9 protein-coding genes are annotated in these 8,226 nt (G+C 68.3%); 8 read left to right on the forward strand and 1 reads right to left on the reverse strand.

Going from position 1 to position 8,226, the window contains the following annotated elements:
* Position 1: 1 nt before the first annotated feature.
* The 8 genes from pcaD (at position 2) to EIP85_RS20115 (ending at position 6,908) form a co-directional block, all read left to right on the forward strand.
* Entirely contained in the window at positions 2–790 is a 789-nt protein-coding gene (pcaD, locus tag EIP85_RS20080) for a 3-oxoadipate enol-lactonase (RefSeq protein WP_127904002.1), read from the forward strand.
* On the forward strand, positions 783–1,181 hold the full coding sequence (gene pcaC, locus EIP85_RS20085) for a 4-carboxymuconolactone decarboxylase (protein ID WP_127904003.1): 399 nt from the start codon (positions 783–785) through the stop codon (positions 1,179–1,181). Before pcaD ends, pcaC begins: the two co-directional genes overlap by 8 nt.
* Positions 1,178–1,909 (forward strand): protocatechuate 3,4-dioxygenase subunit beta, encoded by a 732-nt coding sequence (gene pcaH / locus EIP85_RS20090; protein ID WP_127904004.1) that lies wholly within the window; start codon positions 1,178–1,180, stop codon positions 1,907–1,909. The genes pcaC and pcaH overlap by 4 nt, the downstream gene beginning before the upstream one ends.
* Positions 1,909–2,526 (forward strand): protocatechuate 3,4-dioxygenase subunit alpha, encoded by a 618-nt coding sequence (pcaG, locus tag EIP85_RS20095; protein WP_127904005.1) that lies wholly within the window; start codon positions 1,909–1,911, stop codon positions 2,524–2,526. The genes pcaH and pcaG overlap by 1 nt, the downstream gene beginning before the upstream one ends.
* Positions 2,526–3,248, forward strand: a complete 723-nt coding sequence (locus EIP85_RS20100) for an alpha/beta fold hydrolase (RefSeq protein ID WP_127904006.1) — start codon at positions 2,526–2,528, stop codon at positions 3,246–3,248. The genes pcaG and EIP85_RS20100 overlap by 1 nt, the downstream gene beginning before the upstream one ends.
* The gene (locus tag EIP85_RS20105) at positions 3,245–4,075 is read left to right on the forward strand and encodes a 3-oxoadipate:acetyl-CoA acetyltransferase (RefSeq protein ID WP_127904007.1); all 831 of its coding nucleotides are present in this window, start codon (positions 3,245–3,247) and stop codon (positions 4,073–4,075) included. The genes EIP85_RS20100 and EIP85_RS20105 overlap by 4 nt, the downstream gene beginning before the upstream one ends.
* Before the next feature lie 87 nt (positions 4,076–4,162).
* Complete coding sequence (locus EIP85_RS20110; protein WP_127904008.1) at positions 4,163–5,488, forward strand: lyase family protein; 1,326 nt, start codon at positions 4,163–4,165, stop codon at positions 5,486–5,488.
* Positions 5,489–5,669: 181 nt separating this feature from the next.
* Positions 5,670–6,908 (forward strand): mandelate racemase/muconate lactonizing enzyme family protein, encoded by a 1,239-nt coding sequence (locus tag EIP85_RS20115; protein WP_127904009.1) that lies wholly within the window; start codon positions 5,670–5,672, stop codon positions 6,906–6,908.
* Between the two features lie 306 nt (positions 6,909–7,214).
* Here EIP85_RS20115 and EIP85_RS20120 read toward each other — a convergent pair whose 3' ends face one another.
* Complete coding sequence (locus EIP85_RS20120) at positions 7,215–8,057, reverse strand: AbiJ-NTD4 domain-containing protein (protein ID WP_127904010.1); 843 nt, start codon at positions 8,055–8,057, stop codon at positions 7,215–7,217.
* Positions 8,058–8,226: the final 169 nt, after the last annotated feature.

The following is an 8,226-nucleotide window of genomic DNA, read 5'->3' on the forward strand; positions in this document are numbered from 1 at the left end:
CATGAAGGTCATCGACATCGACGGGCTCCATACCCATTACGCCGAGGATGGCGACCCGGCCGGCCGGCCCGTGGTCTTCGCCAATTCTCTGGGGACGGACCTGAGGCTCTGGGACCAGGTGATCCCGCTCCTGCCGCAATCGCTCCGCCTGATCCGCTACGACAAGCGCGGCCACGGCCTCAGCGACTGCCCGCCCGGCCCCTACGCGATGGGCACGCTCGTGCGCGACGCCGAACGGCTGATGGAGGCGCTCGGGGTGCGTGACGCCTGCTTCGTCGGCCTCTCCATCGGCGGGCTGATCGCCCAGGGGCTGGCCACCAAGCGGCTCGACCTCGTGCGCACGCTGGTGCTCTCCAACACTGCCGCCAAGATCGGCACCAAGGACAGCTGGGCCACGCGGATAGAGGCGATCCGGAAGGGCGGGATCGAACCGATCGCCGACGGCATCCTGGAACGCTGGTTCGCCAGGCCCTTCCGCGCCAGCCCCGAATTCGCCGCCTGGCGCAACATGCTGATCCGCCAGCCCGCCGAGGGCTACGCCGGCTGCTGCGCCGCGATCTCCGGCACTGATTTCTACACCACCACCGCGGCCCTGACGCTCCCCACCCTCGGCATCGCCGGGGCGGAGGACGGATCCACGCCCCCCGATCTCGTCCGCGAGACGGTGGACCTCGTGAAGGGCAGCCGGTTCGAGATCATCCGCGGCGCGGGCCACCTGCCCTGCGTCGAGAAACCAGCGACCTACGCGGCGCTCCTCACCAAGTTCCTCAGGGAGACCGGCCATGTCTGACAACCCGAAATCCGAAATGCGCAAGGCGGGAGAGGCCACCCGTCGTCGCACCCTGGGCGACGCCCATGTGAACCGCTCGCAGGGGGCCGAGAACGCCTTCGCCGCCCCCTTCATCGACCTGATCACCGAGGCCGCCTGGGGCCATGTCTGGTCCCGCGACACGCTCACGCCCCGCGAACGCTCGCTGGTGACGCTCAGCCTCCTCGCGGGCCTCGGCAACTGGGAGGAGTTCGAGCTGCACCTGCGCGCCACCGCCAACACCGGCGCCAGCCGCGCGGATGTGCAGGACGCGCTGCTCCATGTCGCGATCTACGCGGGCGTGCCCCGCGCCAACACCGCCTTCAAGCTCGCCACCCGCATCCTCGACGAGATGGCAAAGGAGGAGAAATGACAGACGCCCCCAGCACCGGCCCGCTTCTGGCCCGCAACCGCCTCTGGCATCCGCCGGCCTATACGCCGGGCTACAAGACCTCGGTCACCCGCGCCCCCTCCCGCGCGCTGATCGCACTTCCCTCGACGCTCTCCGAGGAGACCGGCCCCGCCTTCGGCCGCGACATGCTGGGCGAGCTGGACAACAACCTGATCCTCAACTTCACCGGCGAACCCGCCCAGGGCCCGCGCATGATCATGCACGGCCGAGTGCTGGACGAGATGGCCCGCCCCGTCCCCCATGTGCTGGTCGAGATCTGGCAGGCCAATGCCGGCGGCCGCTACCGCCACAAGAAGGACGGCTACGCGGCCCCCCTTGATCCGAACTTCGGCGGCTGCGGCCGCACCGTGACCAACGCGGCGGGCGAATACGAGTTCCTGACCATTCGCCCCGGCCCCTATCCCTGGCCCAACGGCCCGAACGACTGGCGCCCGATGCATATCCACATCTCGGTCTTCGGCTCCGGCTTCGGCCAGCGCCTGATCACCCAGATGTATTTCGAGGGCGACCCCCTGATCCCGCTCTGCCCGATCGTCAACACGATCCCCGACAAGGCCGCGATCGAGAGCCTGACGGCCCCCCTCGACATGCAGAACTCTATCGGCATGGACTGCCTCGCCTGGAAGTTCGACATCGTCCTGCGCGGCCGCCGCCAGACCTATTTCGAGAACCGCAAGGAAGGCCTCTGATGCCCCAGCCGCTCTCCTACCTCAAGGAAACCCCGTCCCAGACGGCAGGCCCCTACGTCCACATCGGCCTCACGCCGAACCTTCTCGGCAACGGCGGGATCTTCCCGCAGGACCTCGGCCTTTCGCCGATCAAACCCGGCGCGAAGGGCGAGAAGATCACCATCACCGGACAGGTCCGCGACGGCGCCGGCATGGTGCTGCGCGACGCGCTCATGGAAAGCTGGCAGGCCGACGCCGCGGGCCTCTACAACTCTCCATCCGAGACCCGCGGCACGGCGGATCCGAACGTCATCGGCTGGGCCCGCATCGTCGCCGATTTCGACACCGGCGACTGGCGGCTCGACACCATCAAGCCCGGCCGCGTCACGCTGCCCCAGGGAGGCACGATGGCGCCCCATATCTCGCTCTGGATCGTCGCGCGCGGCATCAACACCGGCCTGCAGACCCGGATCTATTTCGAGGACGAGGAAGAGGCCAACGCCACCTGCCCGGTGCTGTCGCGCATCGAGCATCGCGGCCGGGTGCCCACGCTTCTGGCGAAGAAGACCGGCCCCGGCCAGTACCGCTTCGACGTGGTGCTGCAGGGCGAGGACGAGACGGTGTTCTTCGACCTCTGATGGCGCGGTTCCTGCTGATCCACGGCGCGGCGCACGGCGCGTGGTGCTGGCGTGACCTGCTGCCGCTGCTCGCGGCGGCGGGGCACGAGGCCGCCGCCATCGACCTGCCCTCGCATGGCGCGGACCGCACGCCCGTCGGCGATGTCACGCTCGACCTCTACGCCGACGCGATCCTGGCCGCCATCGGCACGGTGCTGCCGGCCCCGGTGATCCTCGTCGGCCATTCCATGGCGGGCTACCCGATCACGCTCGCCGCCGAGCGCGCGCCGGAGAAGATCGCCAAGCTCGTCTACCTCTGCGCCTACCTCCCCGCCCCCGGCCGGACGCTCTCAGACCGGCGCCGAGAGGCACCCTATCAGCCGCTCCTGCCCGCCATCCGCCTCGCCCCCGACCGGCTCAGCTGGACGGCAGACCCCGCGATGGCGGGCGATGTCTTCTACCAGGACTGCCCGCCCGGCACGCTCGACTACGCCCTGCCGCGCCTCACCCCGCAGGCCGTCCGCCCGACAGAAACGGTGGTCGAACTCACCGGGGCCTCCGCCCGCCTCCCCCGACACTACATCCGCTGCGAAAGGGACGGCACCATCCCGCCGGAGTTCCAGGTGACGATGACCGCGGACTGGCCCGAGGGCACCGTCTCCACCCTGCCCACCGGGCACTCGCCCTTCTTCTCCGCCCCCGCTATGCTCGCCCAACTGCTGCAAGAGATCGCCCAGCCATGACCAACCCCTGCATCATCTGCGTCGCCATCACCGGCTCGCTGCCCCAGAAGTCGCACAACCCCGGTGTGCCGATCACCGTCTCCGAGCAGATCGAGAGCACGCAGGAGGCCTTCGAGGCCGGCGCCACCATCGCCCATTGCCACGTCCGCAATGACGACGGCTCGACCACCTCCGACCCGGAGAAATTCGCCCGCCTGCAGGAAGGCATCCGCAAGCACTGCCCCGGCATGATCATGCAGATGTCCACCGGCGGGCGCTCCGGCGCGGGCCAGGCGCGCGGCGGGATGCTGCCCCTGCGCCCCGACATGGCCTCGCTCTCCGTCGGCTCCAACAACTTCCCGACGCGGGTCTACGAGAACCCGCCCGATCTGGTCGACTGGCTCGCCTCCGAAATGCTGAAATACGACGTGAAGCCCGAGATCGAGGCCTTCGACCTGTCGCACATCTTCCAGGCCGTGAAGATGGCCGAGGACGGGCGGCTGAAAAAGCCGCTCTACATCCAGTTCGTGATGAACGTGAAGAACGCCATGCCCGCCGACAAGCGCGTCTTCGACTTCTACGTCGAGACCGTGAACCGCCTCGCGCCGGACGCCCAGTGGTGCGCCGCCGGCATCGGCCCGGCGCAGATCCTCGTCAACGAATGGTCCATCGCCGCCGGCGGCCATACCCGGACCGGGATGGAGGACAACCTGAGGCTCGACCGCGAGACCCTCGCGCCCTCGAACGCCGCGCTGGTGCGCCGCGCCGCCGAGCTCTGCGCCAAATACGACCGCCCCGTCGCCACCCCTGCCGAGGCGAGGGCCATCCTCGGCCTCCGCCCCGCCTGAGCGGATGCGGGGGACCATGACACTGCACCGCCCGGCGCCCAACGCCGGGCCGCGCCTTCCAGCCTCCCAAGACCAAAGGCCCGCCTGATGCCCGCCTCGCCCCTCGACAGCGCCCTCTACCGCGACCTCTTCGGGGATGCAGAGCTTGCCCGCCTCTTCTCCGACACCGCCGAGATCCGCGCCATGCTGCTGGTCGAGGGCGCGCTGGCCCGCGCCCAGGGTCAGCTCGGGCTGATCCCGGAAGCCTCCGCCGCCTTCCTCCACCGCGCCCTGCGCGAGATCCAGATCGACCCCGCCGGCCTCGCCCCCGAAACCGGCGCCAACGCCGTTCCCGTCCCCGCCCTCGTCGCCGCCGCCAGCAAGGCGCTGGAGGCCCCGGCCCATGCGCAATACCTGCACTGGGGTGCGACCTCGCAGGACATCATGGACACCGCGCTGACGCTCCGCCTGCGCCAGGTCACCGCCACCCTCGACACCCGGCTCGCCGCCCTCCTCGCCACCCTCGGGCAGCTCGCCGAAACCCATGCCGAGCTTCCGATGGCCGCCCGGACCTATGCCCAGGTCGCCACGCCCACCAGCTTCGGCGCCGTCGTCGCCGGCTGGGGCCTGCCGCTCCTGCGCCACCGCGCCCGCCTCGCCCCGGTCCGGGCGGAGCTGCTCTCCGTCTCCCTCTCCGGCGCCGCCGGCACCAATGCCGCGATCGGCCCCGAGGCCCCGAAGGTCCGCGCCCTGATGGCGGAAGAGCTCGGCCTCGCCGACCCCGGCGCGTCCTGGCATTCCGCGCGCGACACCGTCGCAGGCTTCGCCCAATGGCTGGCGCTGGCCGCCCAGCTCCTCGGCCGCATCGGCGAAGACGTGATCCTGATGACCCAGTCCGGCATCGAAGAGCTGCGCCTCACCGCCTCCGGCGCCTCCTCCACCATGCCGCAGAAGACCAACCCCGTCGCCGCCTCCGCCCTCGTGGCGCTGGCCCATCACGCGGCCGCCCTCGGCAGCGCCATGACCTCCGCCGCGCTCCACCGCCAGCAACGCGACGCCACCGCCTGGCTCACCGAATGGCTGAGCCTCCCGCAGCTCACCCTCACCCTCGGCCGCGCCCTCCTCACCGCCCAGGCCCTGGCCGACAGCATCGCCCCCGACGCCCCCCGCATGCGCGCCCCGCTGGCCGAGCCGCCGGGGCTTCTCTATGCCGAGGCCCTGACCTTCGCGCTCGCCCGCCAGATGCCCCGGCCAGAGGCGCAGGCCGCCGTCAAGGCGCTGGCCGCAGAGGCCCGCGCAACCGGCACGCCCCTCGCCGATCTCGCCACCCGGGACCACCCCGGCCCGGACTGGCACGCCCTCCTCTCCCCCGAGGCGCAATTGGGGGAGGCCCCGTCCGAAGCCCGCGCCTTCGCCGCCGCCACGCGCGGCTGAGCGCCCCTCCCCCTCTCCGGGCCGATGGTCGTTTGCGTCGCCCCCCATGTCGCCCACCCGCGCGCCCCCGCCACCGCCTGCCCCCTAGGCTCCCCCAAAGCCGGCCACCCCCCTGGCCCGAAAATCCCGGGGACCGGGGCAGCGCCCCCGGCCGCCGACAGAGACAAAAAAAGGAGCACCCATGCGCCTCAAGGACCTCCAGCTCTTCACCGTCGCCCCCCCGGCCCCCGGCTGGGGCGGCCGCTACTGGACCTTCGTCAAGCTCACCACCGACGACGGCATAGAGGGCATCGGCGAATGCTACGTCTCCACCGTCGGCCCGGCGGCCATGAAGGCGGTGATCGAGGACGTCTTCACCCGCCACATGGAAGGCGAAAGCGCCGAGAACATCGAACTGATGTACCGCCGCGTCTATTCCTCGGGCTTCACCCAGCGCCCCGACCCCACCGTCATGGGCGCCTTCGCGGGGCTGGAGATCGCCTGCTGGGATATCCTCGGCAAGGCGCGGAACCGGCCCGTCTGGGCGCTCCTCGGCGGCAAGATGAACGAACGCATCCGCGCCTACACCTACCTCTACCCCGCCCCGGGCGACACCGACCCCGACTTCTGGGTGAACCCCGACAAGGCCGCCGAGGCCGCCCTGCGCTACGTGGGCCTCGGCTTCACCGCGGTGAAATTCGACCCCGCCGGCCCCTACACCATCCGCGGCGGCCACCAGCCGGCCATGTCCGACATCACCCGCTCCGTCGCCTTCTGCAAGGCGATCCGCGAGGCCGTCGGCGACCGCGCCGACCTCCTCTTCGGCACCCACGGCCAGTTCACCACCGCCGGCGCCATCCGCCTCGCCCAGGCGATCGAGCCCTACCAGCCGCTGTGGTTCGAGGAGCCGATCCCCCCCGACAACCTGCTGGAATTCGCCGAGGTCTCGCGCCACACCTCGCTGCCCATCGCCACGGGCGAGCGCTTCACGACCAAGACCGAATTCGCCACGGTCCTGCGCACCGGCGGCGCCAAGATCCTGCAGCCCGCCCTCGGCCGCCTCGGCGGCATCTGGGAGGCCAAGAAGCTCGCCGCCATCGCCGAGCCCTTCAACGCCGAGATGGCGCCGCACCTCTATGCCGGCCCCGTCGAATGGGCCGCCAACATCCACCTCGCCACCTCGATCCCGAACCTGCTGATCGCCGAGACGATCGAGACCGGCGGCAGCTTCCACCAGGCCCTGATCAACCACACCATCACCTGGGAGGACGGCTACATCCTGCCGCCAGAGGAGCCCGGCCTCGGCATCGAGTTCAACGAGGCCCTGGCGCTGGCCCATCCCTACGAGGGCAGCCGCCTTCACCTGGAGATGCAGGAGGCCCCCTGCGACTACCGCCACGGCAACCGCTTCGAGGGCGGCGCGCCGTCAAGCGAGACCTGACCCGGGCGCGCCTGCGGGCGGGGGCACCGGCCCTTCCGGCAGGCGCCCCATCTCTCCCGTCGCCCAATGTCCCAAGGGGGAGCTGGGTGTGCCCCCCCTGCTCCCGCCTCGCCAGCGCCCGCTCCGATGGCGAGCAAGGCACGACGGGCGGTGAACTGTCGTTAGCCGCACGGCACTGAGGTCCACTCTGCGCAGCTTGCCGCCGGTCACCACAGCGCTCTTGGGCAAAGAGACCGCGCAGATAGCTGAATTTGCAAGGTCAATTTGGGTGACGAATGCCAGAGTTTGCAACTGCGCCGAATGCCGTCAAGTGTTCCGTGCGATCAAGTAAGAAACAAACGACGCGCAAGCTCCCAACATGAACAATGCGTCAGTTTCGTCAACAGCTTCATCTTCCCCATAAACGTTGGCATGTCGGACGCCAGTTTTCTTGTCACTCGTATATCCGTACAACGCTCCAAATGCCTTCTTCAGGCCACCGTGGAGTTTCCCACGCCTTTCGAGTTCGGTCAGAGCGGGGCCGAGGGTCTCTCCAGGCGCGAAACTTATTGCTGCCGCTTCAACGGCGTGAATACTCTCCCGAACACTTCCAACCCAATCGGCATCCGCAAGTTTTTTTCCGGCGTCAATCAAATGTTGCCTTGCCCCTAAATTATTCGAACCCTCAGCGTCATCTATCGCCCTTAGCAGCGCTTGGGCTTGCTCGTTGGTACCAACTGCAATGACGAGACCGTCTTTGAGGCGGTATGCCGTTCGAGCATCGACAAATGCTTGGGCCAAGTCTGTTTTGACTTGCTCTGTGCACCCGCGGTGCTTGGCAAAGAACTCAATAATATTAAACAGTTCATCATAACGAACCTTTGCAATAGAGTGCTCCAGTTCTCTGTTCAATTTTGAGGGATTGTTTTCGAACGAACTGATTGGCTTTCCAAAGAACCTGACGTGCAAGTCTTGAGCAACTCGATGCCACTCACGGTCGAAATGGGCGCTCATGGCACCATGACGCGCGACCCGGTGGATTTCTTGATCCAACGCGTAGTGGATCAATCGGCGAAACTCGCTTGATACCTGCTCAAGCTTCAACTGCTCTGGAATGGGCAGCAAGCCGTTGCGTTGAGAATAATTGAGGCCCTCACTTTCATCAGACATAACGGCTTCCTTTCTGGAGAGCGGCTTCGCTATGGGCGCAGGTTAGTTGGTTCCATGAGAGGATCAAGTCATTCCAGATTCGTCCCAATTTTGAAAGTCTGCTCGTCCAAGAATGGAGTGGCTCTTTCACCCCACGATATTCACCGGCCCGCGTCTCTTGGGCTCTTGA

Origin of the sequence: Solirhodobacter olei, from assembly GCF_004010155.1 — a bacterium.
Taxonomy (GTDB): domain Bacteria; phylum Pseudomonadota; class Alphaproteobacteria; order Rhodobacterales; family Rhodobacteraceae; genus Solirhodobacter; species Solirhodobacter olei.

Coding starts and splice junctions, on each gene's coding strand:
- EIP85_RS20115 (WP_127904009.1), top strand. CDS start 5,670: ATGCGCCTCAAGGACCTCCAGCTCTTCACCGTCGCCCCCCCGGCCCCC.
- pcaH (WP_127904004.1), top strand. CDS start 1,178: ATGACAGACGCCCCCAGCACCGGCCCGCTTCTGGCCCGCAACCGCCTC.
- EIP85_RS20105 (WP_127904007.1), top strand. CDS start 3,245: ATGACCAACCCCTGCATCATCTGCGTCGCCATCACCGGCTCGCTGCCC.
- pcaD (WP_127904002.1), top strand. CDS start 2: ATGAAGGTCATCGACATCGACGGGCTCCATACCCATTACGCCGAGGAT.
- EIP85_RS20100 (WP_127904006.1), top strand. CDS start 2,526: ATGGCGCGGTTCCTGCTGATCCACGGCGCGGCGCACGGCGCGTGGTGC.
- EIP85_RS20120 (WP_127904010.1), bottom strand. CDS start 8,057: ATGTCTGATGAAAGTGAGGGCCTCAATTATTCTCAACGCAACGGCTTG.
- pcaG (WP_127904005.1), top strand. CDS start 1,909: ATGCCCCAGCCGCTCTCCTACCTCAAGGAAACCCCGTCCCAGACGGCA.
- pcaC (WP_127904003.1), top strand. CDS start 783: ATGTCTGACAACCCGAAATCCGAAATGCGCAAGGCGGGAGAGGCCACC.
- EIP85_RS20110 (WP_127904008.1), top strand. CDS start 4,163: ATGCCCGCCTCGCCCCTCGACAGCGCCCTCTACCGCGACCTCTTCGGG.